The sequence below is a fragment of the Bradyrhizobium sp. USDA 4369 genome (assembly GCF_054056435.1).
In genome coordinates this window covers 1258985-1282050 of the sequence record NZ_JBSRYH010000001.1, presented here as the reverse complement: position 1 = coordinate 1282050, position 23066 = coordinate 1258985, and the positions used below count along the sequence as shown (strand labels likewise).

Here is a 23066-nt window from a genome sequence, read left to right as displayed (position 1 = left end):
ATTGGCAAGACAACGGGACGGCCATAGGCGGGGCGCAGGGGGCGCGGCTGACCTGGATCTACGACAGCTCCGGTCGAGGGTCGCCTGCCTGCGCGGCGGGATAACGAAGGGGACGCAACCTGGATGCGCGAGCCATTCTGCAGCGCCTGCCAGACGCGCGCGAACGACGTCCAAAGCCGCTCCTGACACGCCGATCGAGGCGGCCTCGATGTCGTGTCCGTGCAATATCGGCGGGGCGGATGCCCGAATGGTGCCCCTGGCCGGAATCGAACCAGCACTCCTTGCGGAACTCGATTTTGAGTCGAGCGCGTCTACCAGTTCCGCCACAGGGGCATTCGCCTGAGCCCGTGTTCGGGACCCCCAGCGAAGCGGGCGGACTATAGCGGGCGGCGGGGCAGGGTCAACCCGCACGGACGTGATGGGCTCTCATCTCGACAGGTTTCGCGCCCGGGAGTAGGAGCCGGGGACGGCACGGCGCGAGGCCGGGTACAGCCCGTGGGGAACGACCTATGACCAATACCTCTGTGATGGACCGCGGGGCGGCGGGCGCCATGAGCCCGGCTGTGACGGCCGCGCTGCTCGTGGCCGGCATCGCGGCGGGGACCTTGGCTGGCGCCTGGTACATGCAGCTGGTCTGGGGTCTGCAGCCCTGCGAACTCTGCCTGAAGCAGCGCTGGGCCTATTATGCCATCGTGCCGCTAGCCCTGGTCGTTGCAGGTCTCGCCCGCCGCGGCGCATCGCGCGGGCTGGTGCTGGCCGGGCTCGGCCTTATTGCGCTGGCGGCGCTCGGCAATGCCGGGCTTGGCGTGTACCACTCCGGGGTCGAATGGGGGTTCTGGCCGGGGCCGACGGAATGCACCGGCCCGATCGGCAATCTCGGCAGTGCGGGCAGCCTGCTGGAGCGGCTGGACAGCGTTCACGTCGTACGCTGCGACGAGGTGCAGTGGCGTTTCCTTGGCCTGTCGCTGGCCGGCTACAGCGTGCTGATCTCGCTGCTGATCGCGGCGATCGCCGGCTGGGGGATCTGGCGGAAGCCGGCTGCCGCATAGCCTGATCTGAATCTGAAGCGGGCTTTCCGAAAAAAGCAATATTCAACAAAGGGATAGGATCTTGATGCGGCTCGACATCAACGCGTCATGAGCTAGTCATCGACGTCCTCTTGCGGCCGCCCGAACAGATGAATGATGCCGGGGGTGGCGATCGTGACGAACACAAAGCGCGACAGGTGATGCGCGCCGACAAAGATCGGGTCGATGTGCAGGGTCAGCGCCAGGGCCATCATCGCGTCCATCGCGCCTGGCGCAAACGCGACGATGGTGTCGGAGAAGCGCACATGGGTCACCAGCACGATGATGGTGACGAAAGCCGCTGAGATCGCAACCGCGATCGCGAACGAGCCGAGCGCCGCTTTGACGTGGCTGAGCAGCGTCTTGACACGCATGCGCGCGAACCGGCTGCCGATCAGCGCGCCGATGCCGATCAGGGCGATGCCACGCATCCATTCCGGCAGGCCGCCCTCGACGAGGTTGGTGCCGTGCAGGATGCCGCTGGCGACCATGGCGCCGAACAGCCAGCTGGCCGGGAACTTGATCAGCTGCATCAGCATGGCGGCGACCAGCGATGCCACCAGCAGCCCCAGCAGGCCGAGCGACGAGGCGACCGGCTGCCCGAGCGAGACCGGCGCAGCGGGCGCGACGCCGGCCAGCGCCAGCACCAGCGGCAAGGCCGCGGTCAGGATGATCACCCGCAGGGTCTGCACCACGGCGATCGCGGGCAGGTCGGCGCCGCGCTCGACGGCCAGGATCGTGATCTGCGACAGCGCCCCGGGGCTGCCGGCGAGGAGCGCCGAGGTCCGGTCCCAGCCATGGACGCGCTGCAGATACAGGCTGGAGCCGAACGTGGCGCAGAAGGTTGCGAGCGCGAGCAGCGCTATCGTCAGGGGATAGGCACTGACGTGATTGATCAGCTCGCGTGAGACGATGGCGCCGATCGAGATGCCGAGCAGCAGCAGCACGGTCTGGGTCAGGATCGGCGGCATCGACAGCGGCCGTCCGGCGATCGCCGCGATCCCGGTCGCGATCATCGCGCCGGAGATCAGCCCTCCCGGCAGATGTGCCACGAGAAAGATCAACCCGCCGGCGGTGCCGAGAGCGAGTGTCTCGAGCGCGCTGAGGGTCTTGGCGCGACTCGGCGGGTCGAAGGGCAGGGAAGAGATGATCTGGCGCACGCCGCCTTATGCCAAAAGCGCGGTTGCGGAACAATTCCCGCGGTCGCGGAGGCGCCATGCATTCACGGTGCCGGCGATGTTGCCCCTCGCGGTCATTTAGGTTTGTCGGCCGGCGCCAGCGCCGGCGCCGCCGCTGCTGCTGCCGCGGCCTTGTCGCGCTTGCAGGCGGACCGGAATCTCCCCCGCGCCCGGCCCTTGAGCCCCTGGTCGTCCGCCTCTTTGGAGCATGCCACCGAGATTGCCCGACGCGCCGGCTTGTCCATGGTGGCGAACTTGTCGGTGGCCGCATCGGGCCGTCCCGGCAGGGCCAGGCCGGGTTGGGACGAAGCGGGCCCCGCCGCCAACAGGACAGCTATCGCGGCGGTTGCAGCAGCCGCGCGGGCAGTGAATGTCATACTGAATTCCTCGAACGAAACGCGCGGGCTGGAGGCCGCCGATACTGAACCCTAAGTGAATGGAATGAGCCGGATCGGCGTGTGACGCAAATTATATTTTCGTCGCTCCGCGGCCGGGGCTGCTTTGTCGCCCGCAGCTGTCTGGCTAGGATCGTGGCCCCATTCATCATGCTCCATAGGGAGATCGAGGATGAGTTTCTACGCAAAATCTTTGGTTGCGATCACCGCTCTCAGCCTGGCTGCCTTTGCCGCCGCGCCGGCGAAGGCGCTGACCATGCAGGAATGCAGCGCCAAGTATAAGCAGGCCAAGGACGCCGGCACGCTCAACGGACAGAAATGGAACGACTTCCGCAAAGCCCAATGCGGCAGCGATTCCACGGCCGCGGCGCCGGCCGCGCCCGCGGCTCCGGCGGCCCCCGCCGCCGAGGCCAAGCCGGCCAAGGACAGCAAAGCCGCTGCCAAGGAGGCCGCACCGGCCGCCGCGCCGAGCGGCCCGGCCGTGTTTCCGAATGCGGTGGATCCGAAATATGCCAAGGAGACGCCCGGCAAGGCGCGCATGCACACCTGCGTCGACCAGTACAATGCCAACAAGGCGACCAACGCCAATGGCGGCATGAAGTGGATCGAGAAGGGCGGTGGCTATTACAGCGAGTGCTCGAAGAAGCTGAAGGGCGCGGCCTGAGCAGAGCGCGATTTGAGCTTTGCGGCGGCCGGATGCGTCATGCGCTGGCCGCCGCCGATTTCTGGAGAAGGTCGCCGCTTGCAATTCGCGCTGACCTGACCAACAACATCGGCGATGATCGCAAGCCTCGGCCTCATCCTGCTGTGCCAATTGATCGGTGAAGTCATCGTCCGCAGTCTGGCCCTGCCGCTGCCCGGACCCGTGCTCGGCCTGGTCCTGCTGCTGGTGCTTCTGTTGCTGCGAGACAGAGTCCGGTTTCTGGCGATCGGCCCGCTCGCCACCGATAGCGACGCTGGACGTATCGAGGGCGTCAGCCGCGTTCTGCTCGCCAATTTGTCGCTGCTGTTCGTGCCGGCCGGGGTGGGGGTCGTGCAGAAGCTCGATCTCATCGCAGCCCATGGCCTGGCCATCGCGGTCGTTCTGCTGTTCTCGGTGGTGATCACTCTGCTGGTGACGGTCGCAGCCTTCGTCGCGACGAGCCGGCTGCTGGCGCCGAAGCGGGACCGGTCATGAGCGCGAACCCGTTCTCGCTCTGGGTCTATCTGGCGCAGTCGCCGCTGCTGTGGCTCACCGTCACGCTGGTGGTCTACGCATTGACGGATGCGGTATCGCTGCGCACGCGCAGGCATCCGCTCGCGAATCCGGTGTTGCACGCGATGTGGATCGTCGCCGCCTTCCTGCTTCTGACCGGCACGCCCTACACGACCTATTTCGCCGGTGCGCAATTCGTGCATTTCCTGCTCGGGCCGGCCACCGTGGCGCTTGCCGTGCCGCTCTACCAGAACCGCGGGATCGTGCTGCAGGCCATCGTGCCGATGCTGGCCGCGCTCATTGTCGGTTCGATCACCGCGATCGTCTCGGTGGTCCTGCTGGCCGAAGCCTTCGGTCTGCCGCGCGATGTCGTGCTGTCGCTGGCGCCGAAATCCGTCACGGCCGGCGTCGCCATGGGGATCAGCGAGTCGCTGCACGCAGATCCGTCGCTGACGGCCGTGGCCGTCGTGCTCACCGGCATCATCGGGGCGGTGATCGTCACGCCGCTGATGAATAGCACCGGCATCACCGATTTCCGCGCCCGGGGATTTGCAGCGGGTCTCGCAGCGCACGGCATCGGAACGGCGCGCGCGTTCCAGGTCGATGCGCTCGCCGGCACCTTCTCCGGTATCGCCATGAGCCTGAACGCGCTGGTGACGTCGTTTCTCGTTCCCATCGCGATCACGCTGTTGGTCAGGTGAATTTCGGGCTTGCCTTGGCGGCTCGGAAGTGAACCTGCTGCGGCCATGATCTCTGCGACTCAAGGTGTGCTGGGCCTGTTGTGCGGCGCGATGGTCGGGTTCTCGCTCGGTCTCGTCGGCGGCGGCGGCTCGGTGTTGGCGGTGCCGTTGATGGTCTATGTGGTCGGCGTGCCGGAGCCGCATATCGCGATCGGCTCCAGCGCGATCGCAGTCGCCACCAATGCCGCGGTCAACCTCGTCAATCATGCCCGCGGCGGCACCGTGATCTGGCCGATCGCGGCGTTGTTTGCGGTGGCTGGAATCGTCGGTGCGTTCGGCGGCTCGCTGCTCGGCAAGATGGTCGACGGCCAGAAGCTCCTGGCGTTGTTCGCGCTGGTGATGATGGTGATCGCCTTGCTGATGCTCAAGACGCGCGCCCGCGTCGGCATTCCCGACGTGAAGATGAGCATGGCCAATTTTCCGGCCATCCTCGGCTTCGGGCTCGCCACCGGGACGCTGTCCGGCTTCTTCGGGATCGGCGGCGGCTTCCTGATCGTGCCCGCCTTGATGGCCGCGACAGGCATGCCGATCATGAATGCGGTGAGCTCGTCGCTTGTGGCCGTCACCGCCTTCGGACTCACCACCGCGGCGAGCTACGCCTGGTCTGGGCTCGTCGCCTGGGATCTGGCCGGCCTCTTCATCGTGGGTGGGATCGCCGGCGGCCTTGCCGGCACCCGTCTGGCGCGCCATCTTGCCGAGCGGCGTGGCGCATTGAACGTGGTGTTTTCGATCGTGATCGCGGCGGTGGCGCTCTATATGCTCACGCGCAGCCTGCTGCATATTTGGAGCTGATCTTGATGACACGCAGCCCATTGGATTTGACCCTGTTCGACATCAATCGGCGCGGCGTTCTCGGCGCCTTGGGCGCTGGCGTCGCGATGTCCCTGTGGCCGCGTGCAAGCCGCGCGCAGGAGGCCGACGAGCCGAACGAAGCCTCGGTGCTGCGCGATCCCGATGCGCCGGTGCTCGGCAATGCGGCGGGCGATATCGCGATCGTCGAATGGTTCGACTACAATTGCCCGTATTGCCGCAAGCTCGATCCCGAGCTGCAGCAGGTCGTGCATGACGACGGCAAGGTGCGCTGGATCCTGAAGGAATGGCCGATCCTCGGGCCGGTGTCGGTCGTGGCGGCGCGGATGGCGCTGGCCTGCAAATATCAGGACAAATACGCCAGGGCGCATGAGGCCCTGATCGGCACCAGCTCCAAGCTGACGGAGCCGCGCATCGACGAGCTTCTCTCCGGGGCAGGCATCGATGTCGATCGCGCCAAGCGCGATCTCGCTGCCAACGCGAAGGCCATCGACGCCATGCTGGCGCGGAACGACAAGCAAGCGCGCGGGCTGCGTTTCCGCGGCACGCCGTCCTTCATCGTCGGCAAGTTCAGGGTGCCGGGCGTGCTGACCATGGCGCAATTCGAGCAGGTGATCGCCGATGCGCGCAAAGCCGCGGCAGCCAAATAGGCGGCGTTGCGATTTGACAAGCAAAAGGCGCCTCGACCCGGAGGTCGAGGCGCCCTGGAAATGGCAGCGCTGCGTGCGTGACTTCGACGGCGTAAGTTAGCGCCTGTTACTTGGACGAGATGCGCACCCAATCGTCATGCGCGCGGGTCTTCAACGAATTCCAGCTGTCCGCGGCGACGTCCCAGTTCACGATGGTCCGGCGGGTCTGCGCGGTCGGCCCGTTGGCGACCTCCGAGGTCTGCATCGAATCATGGATGTAGACTCCGAATCCGAGCAGAAGCGCACCCAGGATCATTCCCACGAATGTCCGCATGATCATGTTCTCCAGTGTGACGGCCGACAACGCCGCCGCCCTAGCTTGGTTCCGCCATCACGGCGGAAGGTTCAGGCACGATTGCATCGACTAAGTGCGTGGTTTTTCGGGACGCGATTCTGGCGCGGATGTGACCAGATTGAGCGATTTGAGCTCGTCGGGCTTGAACGTGAACAGCTGGTCATGCGGCGTTTCCATCGCATGCACCCAGACCTTCAGATCGACGCCCATATCGACCAGGTGGCGTTGGCAGCGTGCCGATATGTTCTGCGCCCGGCTCATGTCGTCGCCGGACCGCGCCGCGCTGGCGGTTCGGACGGCGGCAATCTGGTGCACGCCGATCACGGCGCGCTCGCCGGCGCGTCGCTCGATGCCGCCGGCGAAAACGAGCGGACAGGATGAGGCGCAATATTTGCCGGCCTCGATCTCCGTCGCGAATTTTCGTGTGCGGATGAGCCGGCCCATCGCAAGTGCATCCGCGACCGAGCCGCCCGGCGAGTTCAGCACGACGGTCCTGATGTATTCGCCGTGCCGTTCGACCTCCTCCGTGAAGGCGCGTGCGCTGCCGGGCGTGATCGTGCCCGTCGCATAGAGCCGTCCGCCGCCGCGCAGCTCGAGGCTGAGCGGCTGCTCCAGCGCGGGATCGCCGGTCGGCAGCGGCATCAACCGCTTCAACAGCGGCGCCAGCACCGAGGGCGTCTCCGGCTGCTCGTGCTGGATGTCGAGCTGAGGCGATGCTGCGTCGGAGCCGAGCCCGGCGTGATTGATCTCAACGAGATCGGCCGCAAGCACGGCAATGCTGACGACGAGGACCGCGCGAAAGATCCAGCGCAGGATGCTCTCGTCGGGATTGCCGGCGAACCATGCATGGAGGTGCCGGTACAGAGCGGCCCCCACGGGATTACTTCCCGATCCGGGCCGACGACAGCGACGTGACGTTCTCATCGCCGGCAGCCGCCGCAGCTGGTGCTGGCGGTTCGATCGCCATCGCCGCAGCCGGTTCGCCGGAGGTCGAGACGGGCCGTGCCTCGGCCGCGCGCCGTGCATCCTCGACCTCGCGTGCGATCTGCAGGGCCGTGACAAGGTCGCTTGCGGTCAGGCTGGACGCGCTCGCGACCGGCAGGCCTTCACGGCGGATCGCGGCATGCACGACGCAGAGGATCAAGACCAGCACCGCCGGCATGAGGTCGATGGAGATCGCGCCGGCCCAGCTCGGAATGAAGTCGCCGGCATAGCGCAGTACCGCTTCGGCCGGCGACAAGCTCTGGAACCGGGTCGGCTCGATGCGCGGCAGCGCCAGGATCTTGTCCGCGGCATCCGCGAGCGACGCTGCCTGGGTCGCGATCGCGCCTTCGACCTTACCGACCACGGCGGTCTGCCGCTCGGCGAGATCGCCGCTGCGTCCGCCGGCGGCTGGAGCGATGAAGCCCGACGACAGCGAGGTCGCTGCGCGCTTCACCGCGGGCGCGACCGAGGTCTGCTGCAGATTGGCGATCACGCCCATCAGGTTCAGCGACTCCGTGGCGAAGGCGTCGCTGCGCGTGGCGATCGGGCCGCGGTCGGAGATCAGCTCGCGCATCTTGGCGAGGCTCTTGCTGCCCTGCTCATAAAGCCCGGAGACGCGCTTGCCGGATTCCTGCACCTGTTGTCCGAGCCCGTCGAGCTGTGTCGACATCTGGCTGAGCAGCTGCACGACCGTGCCCGACCCCGAGGTGCCGGTGAGGGAGCCTGCGCGCTCCGCTTCCGCGAGCTTGGCGAAGCGGGACGAGGCGAGCTGGATGTCGGGAAGCAGGCTCTGCGCCGCAATCGCCTGGCTGTTGGCCCGGTCGAGATCGCGCGTGTAGTTCTGCACCGTGATCGCAAGGTGCTGCTGGATCGCGGCGGCGCCGGCCAGCGCCGAGGCATTCAGCCAGGACGACATCGCGACGATCATCAGCGAGCCCAGCAGCATGCAGCCGGCCATCGACAGCCGGCCGACCAGGCTGGTGACGTGCGGCATGAACTGCATCATGAACACCCAGAAGGCGTAGATGCCGACCGAGACCGCGACGGAATAGATGACCGCGGCGAAGAACACTGTGGTCGCGCTGCCATTGAGCAGCTCGCGAACGCCAAGATAGGTGTAGACGCCGGCGGCGAGCGCCAGGATCGCCGTGGTGAGCTTGAGCGTGATCTCGAGACGGTTCACGCCATTGGCGAGCAGGACGGCGGTGGGCCGGGCGGACGACAGCGCCACGGGCGCGGAAAGCGAGGGCATGAGCGGACCTTCGGCGGCATCAAGACCGCCCTGAGCAGCGCCCCCGCTGTTTGGTTAAGGATCAAGTCATGCGACCAAATCCCGACGACATTGTGTCCCCTGGGTTAACCGAACCGTCATGCGGATGGCCCGCTGGATGCAGCGTGCGGGTGAATCACCTCATCAGCCAGCGCAGCAGCTCGACGTTCACTTCGCGCGGATAACAATGGCTGAGATCGTCGATCTCGCGATAGACGACATCGGCGCCTGACTTGGCCAGCGCATCCCGCGTGTGCCGCGCGATCTCGACCGGGAACATCCAGTCGAGCTGGCCATGGACGATCTGGATCGGCAGTCCGCGCAGACGATCGCGGTCGGCAATCTCGGCCATCAACGGATGGAAGGTCGCCGCGATGGGAGCGAGATGGGTGAACAGCGAGCTGTGCTCCAGGCCGCTGACATAGCAGAACGTGCCGCCATCGCTCATCCCGGTCAGCAGCATCCGCGCCGGATCGATCGCCACCCGGCTGCGCACGAGATCGAGGATGCGCACCAGATTCGGCGTGTCGGCGTCGTCCCCCATCAATGCCCAGGTCGGACCCATCGCGGTCGGCGTCACCAGGATGGCGCCGAGGCTGCGCGCCGCTCGCAGCCAGCTCCACAGGAAGTCGCGTCCATTGCCGCTGCCGCCATGCAACGCCATGACCAGGGGCCATGCCCGATCGGTCGTGTAGTATTCCGGCACGTAGAGCGAGAAGCCGCCGCGGTTGCCGATCTCGTTGTGGTCGTGAAAGACGGTGTCCTTGCCGGCCGACGATGCTGCCAGCAGCCGGCGCAACGTGTCGTCCTGCTCGAACGTCGGTTCCAGGAAGAATTCGCTCAGCGGCGGCAACGTCGCCGCCAGCGGAAACAGCGCCTCGAGCGCGCGCGGCAGCTGGCGCAGCGCGCGGAACACATCGATCAGATCGCCTTCGCCACGCTGGACGGCGCGCAGGCCCGCAAACGACGCCAGCGCTGCCTCAGCAGCGGTGTCGAAGGCGATGCGGATATGGGCAAAATCGGCCGGCCATGCGGTGAGGTGGGACCGCGCGGTGTGCAGGACCTGATCGGGATCACCGATCTCGGTCATCACCTGGTCGAAATCCGGCGGGTTCAGATAACGCGCAACATAGGACAGAGCCTCGAGCGTCTGGAGCAGCGGCGGCAACACGATGAGGATGTCGTCCACCACGGCTTCTGTCATGCGGGTCTCCCTGGCCGAGCGGCCGAACCGTATCACCCGCTTACCCGCGAGCGCCTGCATGCAAAAGCAAAATCGGAGGTGCGGGCAAGGATCATTTTCCGAACGCGGCGGTTCCACGTCCGGTAGGCCCTCGGAGCCTCATAGCGATCGCTGTCGGCGGCCGATCGAGGCGGGCCGGCAATGCGCGGTGTCTCCAGGGGGTATCGCGCAAACGCGCCCCGCTTGAACGCGGAGGCGTTCCCGAACGAAGGGCGATGGCCGGCCTATGCCAGACCCAGGGACATCCGCCGCTCAGTGCAGCCGCGGCGCCTTGAGCAGCTTGGCGCGATCGGTCGAGGCCACGGTGACGTCGAAGGTGACGCCCTCGTGATGCACCGTGAGTGGTACGTCCACGCCGGCGTCGCCGAGCGCCCAGAGCTTACGGTAGAATTCGCTCTGGCTCGTCACCTTGTCGCCATTGATGCCGAGGATGACGTCGCCGGCCTTCAATTCGGCGCGGGCGGCGGGTCCGTTGTTCGAGACGCCGATCACCACGACGCGATCGTCGACCTCGGTGGCGTAGAGGCCGAGCCAGGGCCGGGCCGGCTTGTTGACGCGACCGAACCGCTTGAGATCGTCGATGATCGGTTTCAACAGATCGATCGGCACGATCATGTTGACGTGCTCAGATTTGTTGTCGCGCTCGCGTTCGAGCTGCAGCGATCCGATGCCGATCAGCTCGCCCTTGGCCGAGAGCAGGGCCGTACCGCCCCAATTCGGATGCGCCGGATGGGTGAAGATCGCCTCGTCGAGCAGATATTCCCAATAGCCGGCGAATTCCTGCTTGGCGATGATCTGGCTGGCGACGGATCGCGTGCGGCCGCCGGCGCCACCGAGCACCACCTGATCGCCGATCTTGGCAGACTCCGAGGAGCCGAGCGCCAATGCCGGCAGGTCAAGCTGCCCGAGCGCCTGCACGAGGCCGAAGCCGGTGGCGAAATCGAACCCCAGCACGTGGCCTTCGACCACCCGGCCATCGTTGAGGTGCAGCCAGACGGATTCGGCCTCGGTGATGAGATAACCGATCGTGAGCACCAGGCCTTCGTCGATGACGACCGCATTGCCGGCGCGTTCGGTGCCGAGCGTCTCCGCGCTGAACGCGTCGGTGGGAATGATCGCGTGCAGGCCCACGATCGAGGACAAGGCGTGATCAAGATCATATTGGTAATCTTCGGCGCGAGGCTGGAAGGCGAACGGCACTTTCCATTCGGTCAAAGAAGGCATCTCTTTCTCCTGCTCTGTCGCCGTCTGGAGGCGCCGACCAAGCTCTTGCTTCGTGTCGCGTCATGGCCGCAGCATTGAAGCGAGCTTAACATCTTTAAACGTCGGCGCCAGTTCTGCGGATCCGCCGGTCGTCCGGGAGAAACGACGGTCCGCGCCGGTCACAAGCGGCCACAGCCCTTCGCTGGAATCGGCCAGACGAACCATGCTCCGGCCGCATAGAGGTTGCCGACCGGTGCATTCCCCATTCTCGCCGCGACATGGAAACGTCCGGCGTCGAGCAAGGCCCCGTCGGCCGCGACGATCGTAGCGATCATGCGGTCCGCGGGCCCGAACACCACGACGCTGTCCGGCTTGATCACGAGCGCCATGGCGGCCACGCTAGCGAACCAGGCAAAGGTCACGGCCAGCAACCCCCGCCAGGGCAGGGGGGAGTATTGGAGAGTCCGATCAGTAATCGTAGGCATGCTCGAACACGTAGCCGGCCGCTTCGAAACGGGTGACATCCTGAACCAGCGACCGGACCGGTACGTCGACGCCGATGCGCCGGGCACCGGGACGGGACTGAACCGGGACACTGAATATAGGCAGTCCATCGAAGGCTGCCAGCCGCCCGTCGCCAGGAGGAACGACGATGGTGACCAGGATGCGATGGTTGCCGGCCACTTCACCAAGCACTGCCCCGGCATGGCGCCCGAGCTGCTTCACGAACGCGTCGAACTTGGCGTAGCGTTCGGTCTCGACCAGAACGCCCGTTGCGCCTTTCGCGTCGGCCACCTCGCGGATGACCGTCACGCCGGGGATGGTCGCGAGCTCCGCCGCCGGCAGGCCGGTGACGACGCTCCGAATGGTGAGAACGGCCGGATCATAGCCTGCCGCATAGCCGATCACCGCCGCATAGGCCGCACGGGCGGCATATTGCAGGCTGAGCGAGATCCGCCGTTCCACCGCCCGCAGCGAAGGGACGAACGGTGTTTCGCGCCACAACTGGTCGAGCTTGGCGGCAAAGGGGTAGCGATACCACGGCGTCTGATACAGGAACGCGGCGTAGTCCTTCAGCAGAGCCAGGTTGAACGCATCCTCGGCCGTCTTGACATGGTCCGTCGTCGCCGCGCTGAGGGCTCCGATGCTGGTCTCATAGGCGCCTTGCAGCGCCATCTCGGCGGTGAAGCTGAAGCCGATGATGTAGTTCGTCAGCTTCTGATCCGACGTGGCCGGGCCGGATCCGGCAGCCTGCCGGGTCGCCCGGCACAGGCTGCGCCAGAAGCCCGCGATGCTCGACGCATAGCGGAAGTCGGATTCCGATCCCTGTGCGGTGACGGCTGCAAGATCGTTATAGGCGTGGACGATGTACCATTCGGGAAACGTCAGAAAGCTGTCGCCCTGCGCCCGTGCATAGCCGGCATCGCTGATGCCGAACTGCGAAGTGACCGCAGGCGTGGGCACGTCTGCGGTGCAGACCGTCTCGACACGGATCACCGTGGTGGCAATCCCGAGCGCCGCGGCAGCCACGACCGCGGTGGCCAGATAGGCGATTTTGCGACGCAGGCTCATGCGTGCGCGGGCCTCGTGCCCCAGGGCGACCAGCCGACGGCGATCCCGAGCGCGCCCAGGGCAAGATGCGGCAGGCTGGACAGAATCTTCACCAGGAGGGAGGTGTCGCGGATGCCGTCGATGACGATCGAAAGGTCGAGATAGCCGGAGCCCGTGAACACGCCCATGACCCCGTCGAGGAAGTACAAGGTGCCGAAGACGCGCAGAAAGAAAACAGCGCTCCGTCGCGTCACCATCGCGGCAAGGGCCCAGAGTCCCGAGGCGACATGCAGCGCGTCCTTGTAGATGTCGAGCTGGAACAGGCCGAAGACGCGCCCCTTTGCATCGATGAAGGACGGGATGTAGTCGGTCGCGGCCGCAAACAACAGCGCTACGGCCAGGGCAAGCGCGGCAATGCGATAGCGATCGAGTGAGAAACTGGCGGTTGGTGTCATGCGAAATAGGCGTCCCACATCGCGTTGCGGAACAACAGACCCGGATCATAGTGCCGCTTCGCGGCGACGAAGCGCGCGGTGGCCGGATAGGCTTGCTCGACCTGATCGCGGCGGGCATGGAGACGATAGGGCAGATAGAACGCGCCGCCGATCGCGGTGACGCGATCGATCAGCGCTTCGGTCGTGCGCAGCATGTCGACCTCGCCTTCCGGCGTCGTCATCTGCGAGAACGACATCACGGCCGCGATGCGGCGCACCGGCGCGATGGTGAGCGCGGGCGTCTTGTCCTCGGCGACGTACCGCAAGGTGACGTTGAGGAATTCGGCCCTTGCTTTCGGAATGATCTCGCGGCACGCGGTGAGGAACTCGCCGAACCGCTCCGGCGCGACGAAATATTCATGCAGGATGTCGGTGCGGTGCATGTCCTTCTGCGCCAGATTGGCGACCGGTTCGGCCATCAGCGAGTTGCGGGTGTAATGGCTGTCGGAGATGGCGGGGCCGAGCCGTGTTTCCATCAACCAGCGTAGCCCCTTGGCGACTTCCCAGCCGGTCTGCGCGCGGTAGATCGTGTTGGCGACGCCCGTCAGCTTGCCCGAGTTTGCCACCGGCGGCAGCGTCGCGGGCGCACCGGGCGCGGGGCGGAAGGTGACGAGCAGCGCGTCGTCGAAGAACGCCTTGCGCGACACCGACATCCGGCCATAGGCCATCTTCACATGGCCGTCGCCGTCGATCGCGCGCGTGAACTGCGCGGCGAAGGTCTCCGGCGGCAGGCGCTCGAAGCGCGGTTCGAGCAGCAGGTTCGGCACCATCTCGACCTCGAGATCGACGATGATGCCGAACAAGCCATAGCCGCCCATCGCCAGCCCGAACAGTTCGGCATTCTCCGTGCGCGAGCATGTCACCAGCGTGCCGTCGGCGAGCAGCATGCGGATCGACTTCACCGTGGAGCCGAACGGTCCATAGGGCACCGGCCAGCCATGGGCATTGACGCTGAACGTGCTGCCGACGCCGAAATCACTGTTCGACTGCATGACGGCCGGGGAGAAGCCCTTCGGGTCGAGCGCGGCGATCACGTCCCACCAGCGGTTGCCGGCAGCGGTGCGATAGGTCTGCGCCGCGGTGTCGAGCTCGATCGGGCCGCCGTCGAGGGTCACGGCGGTGCCGTCCCGCGGCAGGCTCTGGCCGCCCATCGAATGCCTGGCCACGGCGGCGGTGGCCGGACGTTTGGCGGCCGCCGCCTCCTTCAGCTCGGCGCGGAGCCGGGCGATCAGATCGTCAGTGGTGGGCCTGGAGATCACCACGTGCCTGGCGACCGGCGTCGGGTTGAGCCGGCTCGCATCGTTGAGGATGGTGCGCAACTCGGCCCGGGCCCGCGGCATCCGCGCCAAAGGCAGCGCCGCGGCCGTCGCTGCGGTGCGCAGAAACCGTCGTCTCGAGATCATGGCGCGGACTCTCCTTGCCCTTACGGAGTCTATGCCGTGATCGTAAACGTTCGAAAAATTCCGCGGCCTCAGTCCGCGGGCTGAGCCCGCGCCGGCATGATGCGGAACTGCCGGCCCTCCTTGAGCCAGGCCGCCCGCTCGTCGCGCAGCAAGGTGCGGCGCACCTTGCCGGAATCGTCGCGCAGCATCACGTCGACCAACTCGTAGCTTTCCGGATGCTTGTAGCGGCTGAGCCGGTCGGTCAGAAACGTGCTCATGCCCGCGACGATCGCCTCGGTGTCCTTGGCGCGGTCGATCTCGACGATGGCGTGCACGCGCTGGCCGAGCTCCGGATCGGGCAGGCCGACCACGACGCAGGAGCGGATGTCAGGATGCGCCATCAGCGCCGCCTCGACCTCGGCCGGGTAGATGTTGGCGCCGCCGCGCAGGATCATGTCGGCAAGCCTGTCGCCGAGATAGAGATAGCCATCGGCATCGAGCCGGCCGATGTCGCCGAGCGACTCCCAGCCGTCGGCGCGCCGTTTCGGCTCGGCGCCGAGATAGTGATAGGTGCTGCCGGGGCCGTCCGCCGGCAGGAAGTAGATCTCGCCGCTCTCGCCCGGAGGGACGTCGTTACCATCGGGGCCGAGGATGCGAAGCTTGCACGACTCGTCGATCTTGCCGACCGAGCCCTTGTGCTGCAGCCACTCGGTTCCGGAGATGATGGTGCGCCCCTGCCGTTCGGTGCCGCCGTAGAGTTCGTAGACGCGCTCCGGCCCGAGCCACGCGATCCATCTCTCCTTCAGCCATGGCGGCATCGGCGCAGCCATGTGGAACACCATTTTCAGGCTCGACACGTCGTAGCTGTTGCGCACGGCCTCCGGCAGCGCCCAGATCCGGTGCATCATGGTCGGCACGAAATTGACCCATTGGATGCGCTGCGCCTGGATCAGCCGCAGCGTCTCCTCGGCATCGAACTTCACCATGCCCGTCAGTCTGCCGCCGGCAAACAAGGCGTAGTGCGATACGATGAAGGGCGCGTTGTGATACAGCGGACCGGGATTGAGCAACGACGCGCCCTTCGGGATTCCCAGCGGCGGCTCGGCAGCGGTGTCGGTCACCGCAGGTTGATGATCGAGGATCACCTTCGGCCGCCCGGTCGAGCCGCCGGATGTCATCGCCTTCCAATAGCGCGACACCGGCGCGCTGAGCGGTTCATCGGAAAAGCCGTCCGGCGCGAAATCGTAAGGCAGCGTGTTGGGCGCGTTCCAATCGGCCTCGCCGCCGACCACCAATGACGGCTTGAGAATCTCGAGCACCGCAGCGGCCTCGCCGCGCGGCAGCCGCCAGGACAGCGACGTCGGCGTCGCGCCGCATTTCCACACCGCGAAGCTGGTTTCGAACAGTGCATTGCCGTTGGGCAGGCCGATGGCGACGAAGTCGCCCGGCTTGACGCCTTTGGCCGCGAAAGCGCGCGCACGGGCATTGGCGCGACGCTCGAGCTGATCCCAGGTCAGCGCGTCCGTTCCGTGCTGGACCGCGATGCTGTCTTTGGGCTTGCGCTCGGCATACCAACGCGGCACGTCGGCCATCGGGATCAGCATCGTGTCCTCCGCTCATCGGGCGCCTCGCATGGGCGCCCGTTCTTGGTCCGGCAGGCTCACGCCGCGGACATCAGTGACGGGAGGAGTTTTGCCTGAACTGCGAGGATGCGTCCATACGCGCACGCCGCAGGGTTTCGGATGGCAGTTCTGCGAAATGGCGCTTGTAGTCGAGCGAGAATTGACTGAAGTGCCAGAAGCCGTGGCGCACGGCGATGTCGTAAATTCCGTCGCGCGGATCGCGTCTCCACTTGAGGTCGCGCCGCACGCGATTGAGCCGGATGGCACGCCAATAGCTGACGGGGCTGGTCCCGAGCACGTCCTGGAAGCAATAGCTCAGCTTGCGGCGGCTGGCGCCGACCGCCTTGCACACATCGAACAGCGACACCGGTTTATCCGATGAAGCCAACATCATCTCGGTGGCCTGCGCGACGATACGCTTGCGTGCAGCAGCACTGCGGCTGGTGTCGCACAAGCGCGCGTCGGGCAGCAGGTCGGTGATCGCAAGCAGCAGGCTGTCCTGCAGCGCCTCGCCGATCGCCATGTCGCGCAGGAAATCTTCAGGGGCGCCGAGCACAGCGTCCATCGCGGTCAGCGCAGCGCGCAATCGACGGAGTGCGTCGGCCGGTGCCACGATGGCTCGCATCCGATGTCTCAGATCAGCAGGCAGCTCGATGGCGAGCTGGCCGGCGATCGTTTCGATCAGTCGCGCCGACAGGGTCATTCCGCGCAACTCGAACGCGCGCGGCGTGCAGAAGTCGATGTCGGCGTCGAAGGACACGACCAGCGTATCCTGGGTGATCCCGGTGCCGTTGAGGCTGAGCGGTCCCCCGCTGTGCCAGGCGAGGGCTAGGCTGAAACAATCGGCCCCGAGCCGGCCATATTGCCGGACCTGCTGGCTCGTGACCTCGCGGAAGATCTCCAGCTGCGGCAGCGAGATCTGGGTGAAGCTGCCCCGGAACGCGCCGGGGCTGATCTGGTCATAGGTCAGCCGCCAGCCGCCGAGTTGCGCACAGTGCTCGTCGACGTCGGCGCTGGTCGTCTGCACCAATCCCGGGCACCCGGTCCGAATTTGCGGCGTGTTATTCAAGCTCATGACATCATGGCGGAATTTGATTCAGGCGCAGTTGCAAGATGCGCGCCATTGCGTGTCGGCTGCCCCAGCGGATTGCGGCTGATCTTGCCCGATTTCGATAACGCTGTCCTGCGTCTGATTGGCAGTCTCGCGCCCGACTGCGTTCTGGCCGAGCACAGCCTGTTGCCGGAGGACGGGCGCCCCACGATGTCGACCGGCGCGCGGCCTTCGGGCTATCGCGGTGCAATCGTCCTGACCGTCCGAGGTGCCGAAACAATCGATGGAGATATCCGTGCAGGACATCACTGCCGCCGCTGCAATCGCCGCCGTCCATCCGCTCGATCCCCTGACCTCGGAGGAGATCGGGGCTGCGTGCAATCTGGTCCGGGCCGGGGCGGCCGCGCCGGATCATTGTCGCTTCCCGATCGTGCGGCTGGAAGAGCCCACCAAGACCGAGCTCACCGCCCATGCGGGCGGACAGGCCTTGCCGCGCAAGGCGTTCGTCGTCTCGCTCGATATCGCCAGCGGCGAGTCTGTCGAGCACGTCGTCGATCTCGGCAGAACAGAGATTGTCGCCCGCAAGGTGGTGCCGAACCGCGAGGCGCCCTACGGCCAACCGCCGGTGACGCTGGAGGACTTCTTCCGCTGCGACGCCACGGTGAAGGCCGATCCCGGCTGGCGCAATGCGATGCGCCGCCGCGGGCTGACGGACAAGGACATCGAGCTGGTGCAGATCGATCCGTTTTCCTCCGGCTTCTTCGACTTGCCGTTCGAGCGGGGCGCTCGCATCGTGCGTGCGGTCAGCTACTTCCGCGAGCACCTGCAGGACAACGGCTATGCGCATCCGATCGAGGGCGTGGTCGCCGTCGTCGACCTGATCGCAGGCAAGGTCATCGACCTCACCGACGAGGATCCGGCCATCCCGATCCCGCGCAAGAAGCGCAATTACGGCGCCCATGAGGTGACATCGCCGCGCACCGACATCAAGCCGCTCAACATCGAGCAGCCGGAGGGGCCGAGCTTCACCGTCGATGGGTGGAACGTCGAATGGCAGAAATGGAGCTTTCGCGTCGGGTTCACCCCGCGCGAAGGGCTCGTGCTGCATCAGCTCGGCTATCAGGATGGCGGGCGCAAGCGCCCCATCATTCATCGCGCCAGCGTCACCGAGATGGTCGTGCCCTACGCCGATCCGACCGCAAATCATTTCTGGAAGTCGGCGTTCGACGCCGGCGAATATGGTTTGGGCACGCTCGCCAATGCGCTCGAGCTCGGCTGCGACTGTCTCGGCAATATCCATTATTTCGACGTGCCGGCCGCGGACAGCAAGGGCGAGCCGTTCGTGATGAAGAACGCGATCTGCATGCATGAGGAGGATTACGGCATCCTCTGGAAGCATTACGAGGTCCGCAACGGCCTGTTCGAGGTGCGGCGCTCGCGCCGTCTGGTCGTCAGCTTCTTCGCCACCGTCGGCAATTACGACTACGGTTTCTACTGGTACCTTTACCAGGACGGCACGATCCAGCTCGAATGCAAGCTGACCGGGATCATCCAGACCGCGGCGGTCGCGCCGGGCGCGACCTATCCCTGGGGCGGCATGGTCGACGACAATCTCGGCGGCCCCACCCACCAGCACTTCTTCAATGTGCGCCTGCACATGGATATCGACGGCGGCGGCAACACGGTGACCGAGCACGAATTCGTGCCGCGGCCGTGGGGCCGCGACAACCCGCATGGCAATGTGTTCGACACCACCAGCCGCGTGCTGTCGCGCGAGCGCGATGCGGCGCGTGTCGCCAATGGCGAGACGGGACGCTACTGGAAGATCACCAATCCAAACCTGACGAATTCGGTCGGCGGTGCGCCGGGCTACAAGCTCGTGGTCAATCCGAGCCCGCTGATGCTGGCGCAGGAGGGCAGCTTCGTGCGCAGCCGTGGCGGCTTCGCGACCAGGCATGTGTGGGTCACCGCCTATGACCCGGCCGAGAAATATGCCAGCGGAGACTATCCGAACGTGCACGCCGGTGGCGACGGCCTGCCGCGCTACGCTGCGCAGAACCGTCCGATCGAGAACGCGGACATCGTGGTGTGGCATTCGTTCGGACACACCCATGTGTGCAAGCCGGAGGATTTTCCGGTCATGCCGGTGGAGTATGCGGGCTTCATGCTGAAGCCGGTCGGCTTCTTCGCCGCCAATGCCGGTTTCGATGTCCCGGCTGATCGCAACGCCAGGAGCGTGCGGAGTGCCCACACGCCGCCGGCAACGGGCGGCGACACCTGTTGCCACAAGGGCTGAGGGCGCAGCCGCATGTGCTGCCTGATCGCCCTGTTGATCACCGGCTGGTGCTGGCGGCAAGGGCGGCGGCCTGCGCTCACCGCCGGCCGTTGTTGCAAGGTGGAGAAGGTCTCGTCCGGCCGCGGGCGTCTCGCGATGACGGCGCTGGCGGGGGTGTCCCTCGGCGCGGCCATCGCGGTCGATGTCGCGGCCGCGTCCACCGTGTCGTCATCGCTGATCGCGCCGATCTGCAGCGCGCTGTTGCCGCGCTGACGGGACGGATGCAGGCCGGCAATGGGTCACGCGTCAGCGCGCACCGATATGTCATGCCTCGCAACGCCCGCCGACGCTGCATGGCGGCGTGTGAAGGCAGGCGGCCGCAGCATGCCGCATTGACCCCGTTTGCAGCGGGATGATCGTTTCATGAAAAGCTTAGGCCGGGCGCGAAGGCCCGGCCCGTCCGACCATGGCGACCGGATTGCTCCAGCCCTGAGAACGCCATTGGGACAATTCGACTGATCAGCCGCCGTTCAGCTTGGTCGTAAGCGTTGTGAAGATCCCCACCAGGGTCAATCCGAGCTTGTTCAGTATGGCGATGATCGCGAGTGCGATGCCGGCGGCGATCAGCCCGTATTCAATCGCCGTTGCGCCTGATTCATCTTCGTAAAATTTGAGCAATAATTTTTTCATCGCAGCCCTCCACCGTCTGCCGCTTCGGTCGCCAGACGGTGTCCGCGAAACTACGGGAAGGAACCTAAGGTAGTATGAACAGTGTCTCGCCAAGTTTCCCAACTTGGCTGAATATGTCAGAAATGACAGTTGAAAAGATCAGCCTTGCACGTGAACGGCCTCAGGTCGGCACGCCCGCGGCCTCCAGAGCTTCCGCATAGGTTGCGGCCATTTTGCGCACGGGAAACGGGATCCGTGCCAGGAATTCGGACACGGTGAGATCGGGTTCGATCTCGAGCAGCTGGCGCGCGACTGAGGTCGCGCGTGCGAGATGTCCGCTTCTGACCAAAGCGACGATCAGGACGCGAAGCGCGACCGCGAAGCGGCGGTTCTGTGCGAGGGCCGTCTCGGCCCATTGGATGGCTGCGGCGAAGTCGTCCTCCGCGACCGCGCAGATCGCCATGGCGGCGGCTGCGAACCAGCCGCGTGGATCGCGCGGATTGAGCCGCTGCGCGCGTTCGATCAGGGCACGGCCAGCGGCCGTTTCCCCCGCCATGATCTCGATCCAGCCGCTCAAGGTCAGCGCCATCGCCGAGTTGGAGTTGATCGCGAGCGAGCGCCTGAACAACTCGCGTGCAGGGGCGATGTCGTCCGCCATGTTCCAGATCGCGAAGGCAGCCATCCACAGCACCTGCGCATCGTTGGGCGCGCATTCGCTGGCTCGCCACGCCAATGCGACGGCGGAGGCTTGGTCGTCCTCATCCGGCGCGCGCCAGCCCTGGAAGTGGCGCAGCGTCTGGCAATAGGCCCGGGCGGCCATGGCCGGCGCGCAGGCGGGATCGATCGCCAGCGCCTGATCGAGACAGGTGATCGCTGCCGCCAGGCTGTCTGGCGTGAAGGCATCGCGCAGGCTTGCCGCGCGCAGTAACAGGTCGTAGGCGTCGGGATGTAGCGGGCGCATCGCGCGGCGGCGTTCACCCTCCGCGAGCTCGAGCGTCGGCTCGATCGCCGCCACGATGCTTTCGCTGATGCGGTCCTGGAGCGCAAAGACGTCGTCGATCTGTCCATCGAAGCGTTCGGCCCAGAGATGCACGCCGGACGACGCATCGATCAGCTGACCAGTGATGCGCAGGCGAGAGCCCGCACGCCGCACGCTGCCCTCGAGAACGTAGCCGGCGCCCAGCTCGCGGCCGACCTCGCGGATGTCGACCGCCTTGCCCTTATAGATGAAGGAGGAGTTGCGGGCGATCACGGCCAGGCCGCTGCAGCGCGACAGCGCTGTGATGATGTCCTCGACGATGCCGTCGGCGAAATACTCCTGCTCGGGGTCGTCGCCGATATTGGTGAAGGGCAGCACGGCGATGGCGGGTCCGTCGAACGCTGGCGCAGCCGCAACCGCAACCGGCGTTCTGACCTTTGCGGCCTGTTCGCGGACCTCACCGACGAACCGGATGCCCTTGCGCGGAATGGTGCGGATCAGGCGCTGCGTCTCGCCACTGTCGCCGATCGCGCTCCGCGCCGCGCTGATACGGCTTGCGAGCGTCGCTTCAGAGACGATGCGGCCGCTCCACACCTCGGCCAGGATGTCGTCGCGGCTCACCACGCGGTCGCGTGTCCTGATCAGGAAGGCGAGGAGATCGAACACTTGTGGTTCCAGCGCGATCAGGCCGTCGCCGCGGCGCAGCTCACGGCGATCGAGGTCCAGCAGGAAGTCGTCGAAGCGATACAACACGGGCGCCGCCATCGGGATGTCGCAGAAACCGGCCGACCTTCATGTGACAGGCTCCACAAAATCAAGCGCGCCTCAAGGAAAAATCAAAGCTGTCTGCAAGCGGATCACGGTCGCATGGCGCACAAGACAGCCAGATGGAACCAGGAGCCGACGTCATGCGAACCCCCTTTCACCAGAGCCGACGCCATTTTCTGACCTTGGCAGGAACCGCCGTTGCGGCCGCTCAACTCGGATTCAGCGCGGTGGCTGCGGAGCGCGTCAAGAACGCGCCGTCGCTGCCGGCGATCCGGCTCGGGGCGGCGGCGACGCTGGGCCCGATCAAGCAAGTCACTGCGGCCGGGATCAGCATCGGCTATGCGGAAGCTGGCCCGTCCGATGGCCCGGTCGTGATCCTGCTGCACGGCTGGCCGTATGACATCCACAGCTTCGCCGACGTCGCGCCGGCGCTGGCCGCCGCCGGCCAGCGCGTGATTATTCCTTATCTGCGCGGCTACGGCTCGACGCGGCTGCTGGGGGCGGCCGCCTTGCGCAGCGGCCAGCCGGTGGCGGTCGCCGCCGACATCGTCGCTTTGATGGATGCGCTCGATATCGGGACGGCGACGCTGGCCGGCTTTGATTGGGGCGCGCGCACCGCGAACATCGTCGCGGCGCTGTGGCCCGAGCGCTGCAAGGCCATGGTCTCGGTCAGTGGCTATCTCATCGGCAGCCAGCAGGCCGGCCGCAGGCCGCTGCCGCCGGCCGCCGAGCTGCAATGGTGGTATCAGTTCTATTTCGCGACCGAACGCGGCCGCGAGGGCTATGACAGGAATCGTCGCGACTTTGCCAGGCTGATCTGGCAGACGGCTTCGCCGAAATGGGCGTTCGACGAGGCGACCTTCGCCCGCAGCGCCGCGGCCTTCGACAATCCCGATCACGTCGATATCGTGGTACACAATTATCGCTGGCGGCTCGGCCTCGCGCAGGGTGAGGCGAAGTACGATGAGCTCGAAGCGAAGCTCGGGACATTTCCGCCGGTCGCCGTGCCGACCATCACGATGGAAGGCGACGCCAATGGCGCGCCGCATCCTGCGCCGGAGACCTATGCCAAGAAGTTCACCGGCCGCTATGAGCATCGCCTCGTCAGCGGCGGCATCGGCCACAACCTGCCCCAGGAGGCGCCACAGGCCTTTGCGCAGGCGGTGATCGACGTCACGGCGGGGGCATAGCGCGGTCCTGTGCCGC

At 66.1% G+C, this 23066-nt stretch carries 24 protein-coding genes and 1 tRNA gene; 9 read left to right on the top strand and 16 right to left on the bottom strand.

Annotation, left to right across the window (positions count from 1 at the left end; all coding sequences use genetic code 11):
* Positions 1–248: 248 nt before the first annotated feature.
* Positions 249–333, bottom strand: a tRNA-Leu gene (locus ACVIJ6_RS06045).
* 176 nt (positions 334–509) lie between these two features.
* Between ACVIJ6_RS06045 and ACVIJ6_RS06040 the strand changes: the two genes are divergently transcribed.
* Positions 510–1049 (top strand): disulfide bond formation protein B, encoded by a 540-nt coding sequence (locus ACVIJ6_RS06040; RefSeq protein WP_456771922.1) that lies wholly within the window; start codon positions 510–512, stop codon positions 1047–1049.
* Positions 1050–1141: 92 nt separating this feature from the next.
* Here ACVIJ6_RS06040 and ACVIJ6_RS06035 read toward each other — a convergent pair whose 3' ends face one another.
* On the bottom strand, positions 1142–2227 hold the full coding sequence (locus ACVIJ6_RS06035) for an AbrB family transcriptional regulator (RefSeq protein WP_456771921.1): 1086 nt from the start codon (positions 2225–2227) through the stop codon (positions 1142–1144).
* Between the two features lie 92 nt (positions 2228–2319).
* Positions 2320–2622: a hypothetical protein gene (locus ACVIJ6_RS06030; RefSeq protein ID WP_456771920.1), complete on the bottom strand. Its 303-nt coding sequence runs from the start codon at positions 2620–2622 to the stop codon at positions 2320–2322.
* 190 nt (positions 2623–2812) lie between these two features.
* Between ACVIJ6_RS06030 and ACVIJ6_RS06025 the strand changes: the two genes are divergently transcribed.
* The 5 genes from ACVIJ6_RS06025 to ACVIJ6_RS06005 all read left to right on the top strand — a co-directional run bounded on the left by ACVIJ6_RS06025 (position 2813) and on the right by ACVIJ6_RS06005 (position 6035).
* A complete protein-coding gene (locus tag ACVIJ6_RS06025; protein WP_456771919.1) occupies positions 2813–3304 on the top strand; it encodes a hypothetical protein in 492 nt (163 codons plus the stop codon).
* Between the two features lie 114 nt (positions 3305–3418).
* Positions 3419–3817, top strand: a complete 399-nt coding sequence (locus tag ACVIJ6_RS06020; RefSeq protein WP_456771918.1) for a CidA/LrgA family protein — start codon at positions 3419–3421, stop codon at positions 3815–3817.
* Positions 3814–4536: an LrgB family protein gene (locus ACVIJ6_RS06015; protein WP_456771917.1), complete on the top strand. Its 723-nt coding sequence runs from the start codon at positions 3814–3816 to the stop codon at positions 4534–4536. The genes ACVIJ6_RS06020 and ACVIJ6_RS06015 overlap by 4 nt, the downstream gene beginning before the upstream one ends.
* A gap of 45 nt (positions 4537–4581) precedes the next feature.
* A complete protein-coding gene (locus ACVIJ6_RS06010) occupies positions 4582–5367 on the top strand; it encodes a sulfite exporter TauE/SafE family protein (protein ID WP_456771916.1) in 786 nt (261 codons plus the stop codon).
* A 5-nt stretch (positions 5368–5372) separates the two neighbouring features.
* Positions 5373–6035 carry a DsbA family protein gene (locus ACVIJ6_RS06005; protein WP_456771915.1) on the top strand — a complete coding sequence of 221 codons (663 nt, stop codon included), beginning with the start codon at positions 5373–5375 and terminating at the stop codon, positions 6033–6035.
* Positions 6036–6141: 106 nt separating this feature from the next.
* Here the strand turns inward: ACVIJ6_RS06005 and ACVIJ6_RS06000 are convergent, their stop codons facing one another.
* The 11 genes from ACVIJ6_RS06000 to ACVIJ6_RS05950 all read right to left on the bottom strand — a co-directional run bounded on the left by ACVIJ6_RS06000 (position 6142) and on the right by ACVIJ6_RS05950 (position 17193).
* The gene (locus ACVIJ6_RS06000) at positions 6142–6348 is read right to left on the bottom strand and encodes a hypothetical protein (RefSeq protein WP_456771914.1); all 207 of its coding nucleotides are present in this window, start codon (positions 6346–6348) and stop codon (positions 6142–6144) included.
* A 90-nt stretch (positions 6349–6438) separates the two neighbouring features.
* The gene (locus ACVIJ6_RS05995; protein WP_456771913.1) at positions 6439–7245 is read right to left on the bottom strand and encodes a hypothetical protein; all 807 of its coding nucleotides are present in this window, start codon (positions 7243–7245) and stop codon (positions 6439–6441) included.
* A 4-nt stretch (positions 7246–7249) separates the two neighbouring features.
* On the bottom strand, positions 7250–8605 hold the full coding sequence (locus ACVIJ6_RS05990; protein ID WP_456771912.1) for a hypothetical protein: 1356 nt from the start codon (positions 8603–8605) through the stop codon (positions 7250–7252).
* A gap of 154 nt (positions 8606–8759) precedes the next feature.
* A complete protein-coding gene (locus ACVIJ6_RS05985) occupies positions 8760–9827 on the bottom strand; it encodes a carboxylesterase family protein (protein ID WP_456771911.1) in 1068 nt (355 codons plus the stop codon).
* Between the two features lie 291 nt (positions 9828–10118).
* The gene (locus ACVIJ6_RS05980; RefSeq protein ID WP_456771910.1) at positions 10119–11090 is read right to left on the bottom strand and encodes a S1C family serine protease; all 972 of its coding nucleotides are present in this window, start codon (positions 11088–11090) and stop codon (positions 10119–10121) included.
* 158 nt (positions 11091–11248) lie between these two features.
* Positions 11249–11458 carry a hypothetical protein gene (locus ACVIJ6_RS05975; RefSeq protein ID WP_456771909.1) on the bottom strand — a complete coding sequence of 70 codons (210 nt, stop codon included), beginning with the start codon at positions 11456–11458 and terminating at the stop codon, positions 11249–11251.
* Between the two features lie 79 nt (positions 11459–11537).
* Complete coding sequence (locus ACVIJ6_RS05970) at positions 11538–12641, bottom strand: hypothetical protein (RefSeq protein ID WP_456771908.1); 1104 nt, start codon at positions 12639–12641, stop codon at positions 11538–11540.
* Positions 12638–13075, bottom strand: a complete 438-nt coding sequence (locus ACVIJ6_RS05965) for a DUF4383 domain-containing protein (protein ID WP_456771907.1) — start codon at positions 13073–13075, stop codon at positions 12638–12640. Before ACVIJ6_RS05965 ends, ACVIJ6_RS05970 begins: the two co-directional genes overlap by 4 nt.
* Positions 13072–14517, bottom strand: coding sequence for an FAD-binding oxidoreductase (locus tag ACVIJ6_RS05960; RefSeq protein ID WP_456771906.1), 1446 nt, complete (start codon positions 14515–14517; stop codon positions 13072–13074). The genes ACVIJ6_RS05965 and ACVIJ6_RS05960 overlap by 4 nt, the downstream gene beginning before the upstream one ends.
* A 68-nt stretch (positions 14518–14585) precedes the next feature.
* A complete protein-coding gene (locus ACVIJ6_RS05955; RefSeq protein ID WP_456771905.1) occupies positions 14586–16100 on the bottom strand; it encodes an AMP-binding protein in 1515 nt (504 codons plus the stop codon).
* Between the two features lie 70 nt (positions 16101–16170).
* Positions 16171–17193 carry a helix-turn-helix domain-containing protein gene (locus tag ACVIJ6_RS05950; RefSeq protein ID WP_456771904.1) on the bottom strand — a complete coding sequence of 341 codons (1023 nt, stop codon included), beginning with the start codon at positions 17191–17193 and terminating at the stop codon, positions 16171–16173.
* Between the two features lie 259 nt (positions 17194–17452).
* Between ACVIJ6_RS05950 and ACVIJ6_RS05945 the strand changes: the two genes are divergently transcribed.
* Together ACVIJ6_RS05945 and ACVIJ6_RS05940 are read left to right on the top strand one after the other, a co-directional pair.
* Positions 17453–19465 carry a primary-amine oxidase gene (locus ACVIJ6_RS05945; RefSeq protein WP_456771903.1) on the top strand — a complete coding sequence of 671 codons (2013 nt, stop codon included), beginning with the start codon at positions 17453–17455 and terminating at the stop codon, positions 19463–19465.
* A 12-nt stretch (positions 19466–19477) separates the two neighbouring features.
* The gene (locus ACVIJ6_RS05940; protein WP_456771902.1) at positions 19478–19717 is read left to right on the top strand and encodes a hypothetical protein; all 240 of its coding nucleotides are present in this window, start codon (positions 19478–19480) and stop codon (positions 19715–19717) included.
* A 246-nt stretch (positions 19718–19963) separates the two neighbouring features.
* Here ACVIJ6_RS05940 and ACVIJ6_RS05935 read toward each other — a convergent pair whose 3' ends face one another.
* Together ACVIJ6_RS05935 and ACVIJ6_RS05930 are read right to left on the bottom strand one after the other, a co-directional pair.
* Complete coding sequence (locus ACVIJ6_RS05935) at positions 19964–20134, bottom strand: Flp family type IVb pilin (protein WP_456771901.1); 171 nt, start codon at positions 20132–20134, stop codon at positions 19964–19966.
* Between the two features lie 160 nt (positions 20135–20294).
* Entirely contained in the window at positions 20295–21857 is a 1563-nt protein-coding gene (locus ACVIJ6_RS05930; RefSeq protein WP_456771900.1) for a winged helix-turn-helix domain-containing protein, read from the bottom strand.
* Between the two features lie 143 nt (positions 21858–22000).
* Between ACVIJ6_RS05930 and ACVIJ6_RS05925 the strand changes: the two genes are divergently transcribed.
* Positions 22001–23050, top strand: coding sequence for an alpha/beta fold hydrolase (locus tag ACVIJ6_RS05925; protein ID WP_456771899.1), 1050 nt, complete (start codon positions 22001–22003; stop codon positions 23048–23050).
* The last annotated feature ends 16 nt before the right edge of the window (positions 23051–23066 follow it).

What these genes read in the sequence shown, in the direction of transcription:
- ACVIJ6_RS05925 (WP_456771899.1), top strand. Translation starts at nt 22,001, where the DNA reads ATGCGAACCCCCTTTCACCAGAGCCGACGCCATTTTCTGACCTTGGCA.
- ACVIJ6_RS06040 (WP_456771922.1), top strand. Translation starts at nt 510, where the DNA reads ATGACCAATACCTCTGTGATGGACCGCGGGGCGGCGGGCGCCATGAGC.
- ACVIJ6_RS05975 (WP_456771909.1), bottom strand. Translation starts at nt 11,458, where the DNA reads ATGGCGCTCGTGATCAAGCCGGACAGCGTCGTGGTGTTCGGGCCCGCG.
- ACVIJ6_RS05945 (WP_456771903.1), top strand. Translation starts at nt 17,453, where the DNA reads ATGGAGATATCCGTGCAGGACATCACTGCCGCCGCTGCAATCGCCGCC.
- ACVIJ6_RS06015 (WP_456771917.1), top strand. Translation starts at nt 3,814, where the DNA reads ATGAGCGCGAACCCGTTCTCGCTCTGGGTCTATCTGGCGCAGTCGCCG.
- ACVIJ6_RS05965 (WP_456771907.1), bottom strand. Translation starts at nt 13,075, where the DNA reads ATGACACCAACCGCCAGTTTCTCACTCGATCGCTATCGCATTGCCGCG.
- ACVIJ6_RS06010 (WP_456771916.1), top strand. Translation starts at nt 4,582, where the DNA reads ATGATCTCTGCGACTCAAGGTGTGCTGGGCCTGTTGTGCGGCGCGATG.
- ACVIJ6_RS05960 (WP_456771906.1), bottom strand. Translation starts at nt 14,517, where the DNA reads ATGATCTCGAGACGACGGTTTCTGCGCACCGCAGCGACGGCCGCGGCG.
- ACVIJ6_RS06025 (WP_456771919.1), top strand. Translation starts at nt 2,813, where the DNA reads ATGAGTTTCTACGCAAAATCTTTGGTTGCGATCACCGCTCTCAGCCTG.
- ACVIJ6_RS05970 (WP_456771908.1), bottom strand. Translation starts at nt 12,641, where the DNA reads ATGAGCCTGCGTCGCAAAATCGCCTATCTGGCCACCGCGGTCGTGGCT.
- ACVIJ6_RS05950 (WP_456771904.1), bottom strand. Translation starts at nt 17,193, where the DNA reads ATGAGCTTGAATAACACGCCGCAAATTCGGACCGGGTGCCCGGGATTG.
- ACVIJ6_RS05930 (WP_456771900.1), bottom strand. Translation starts at nt 21,857, where the DNA reads ATGGCGGCGCCCGTGTTGTATCGCTTCGACGACTTCCTGCTGGACCTC.
- ACVIJ6_RS05980 (WP_456771910.1), bottom strand. Translation starts at nt 11,090, where the DNA reads ATGCCTTCTTTGACCGAATGGAAAGTGCCGTTCGCCTTCCAGCCTCGC.
- ACVIJ6_RS05935 (WP_456771901.1), bottom strand. Translation starts at nt 20,134, where the DNA reads ATGAAAAAATTATTGCTCAAATTTTACGAAGATGAATCAGGCGCAACG.
- ACVIJ6_RS06005 (WP_456771915.1), top strand. Translation starts at nt 5,373, where the DNA reads ATGACACGCAGCCCATTGGATTTGACCCTGTTCGACATCAATCGGCGC.
- ACVIJ6_RS06020 (WP_456771918.1), top strand. Translation starts at nt 3,419, where the DNA reads ATGATCGCAAGCCTCGGCCTCATCCTGCTGTGCCAATTGATCGGTGAA.
- ACVIJ6_RS05940 (WP_456771902.1), top strand. Translation starts at nt 19,478, where the DNA reads ATGTGCTGCCTGATCGCCCTGTTGATCACCGGCTGGTGCTGGCGGCAA.
- ACVIJ6_RS05985 (WP_456771911.1), bottom strand. Translation starts at nt 9,827, where the DNA reads ATGACAGAAGCCGTGGTGGACGACATCCTCATCGTGTTGCCGCCGCTG.
- ACVIJ6_RS05990 (WP_456771912.1), bottom strand. Translation starts at nt 8,605, where the DNA reads ATGCCCTCGCTTTCCGCGCCCGTGGCGCTGTCGTCCGCCCGGCCCACC.
- ACVIJ6_RS06030 (WP_456771920.1), bottom strand. Translation starts at nt 2,622, where the DNA reads ATGACATTCACTGCCCGCGCGGCTGCTGCAACCGCCGCGATAGCTGTC.
- ACVIJ6_RS06000 (WP_456771914.1), bottom strand. Translation starts at nt 6,348, where the DNA reads ATGCGGACATTCGTGGGAATGATCCTGGGTGCGCTTCTGCTCGGATTC.
- ACVIJ6_RS05955 (WP_456771905.1), bottom strand. Translation starts at nt 16,100, where the DNA reads ATGCTGATCCCGATGGCCGACGTGCCGCGTTGGTATGCCGAGCGCAAG.